The 765-nt window shown below is 55.7% G+C and carries 2 tRNA genes; both read right to left on the minus strand.

Features of this window, described 5'->3' with window-relative positions:
- Positions 1–301: 301 nt before the first annotated feature.
- Positions 302–374: transfer RNA gene (locus tag F8M74_RS37180), tRNA-Ala, on the minus strand.
- A gap of 70 nt (positions 375–444) precedes the next feature.
- A tRNA-Ile gene (locus F8M74_RS37185) sits at positions 445–521 on the minus strand.
- Positions 522–765: the final 244 nt, after the last annotated feature.

Genomic DNA, 765 nt, shown 5'->3' on the forward strand with positions numbered 1-765 from the left:
CCACCGCACGCCCTTAGTAGCTTACTTGCCCTAATCTCTTGTTTCACGCCCGCCTCCCGGCGGATTGTCGAAACTCGAAACCAAGGCCCAGACTCCTGCTCTTCGCAGCAAGCCTGGAAGACTTCTTTTTACTTACGCTTGATTAAAAGCACCTGACTCTCTTCCCCTCGCCTTCGCCTCACGGCGTCGGCGGGGTACTTTCGTCAGGGCTTCTGCGAGAACTTCTCTCAGCAGAAATTGAACTTACCCTTCGTATGCACTTGTCAAAGAACGCTTCTCTAAACCTCAGAGAAAACTTGTGTGGAGCTGATCGGGATCGAACCGACGACATCCAGCTTGCAAAGCTGGCGCTCTCCCAGCTGAGCTACAGCCCCGGGAAACTTGCCCACGGCCATTCTACCATGCTGGTGCGCGTCACCGCTTTCCTCCTCGTTAGGAGGAAAATGGTGGGCCTAGGTGGACTTGAACCACCGACCTCGCGCTTATCAGGCGCGCGCTCTAGCCAGCTGAGCTATAGGCCCAGGGGGCTACCGCGTCGGCAAACCCTACAGCGTCCTTCATTCTCAAAGAGCCAAGTCGCGTGGACTCAGTCCTTCAAAACCAAACAGCAAGCCCAATTTAAGTAGCTAGATTGTTACTCGGAAACGTTGACCTGGTTGACCTGACGCGACTCGAAAGTCGCTGGCATCGCCTACTGCGTCCGAAGACGCTGTCCGATGCCCGGTCTCCTTAGAAAGGAGGTGATCCAGCCGCAGGTTCCCCTAC

This window comes from Myxococcus sp. CA023, assembly GCF_010998615.1.
GTDB lineage: Bacteria > Myxococcota > Myxococcia > Myxococcales > Myxococcaceae > Myxococcus.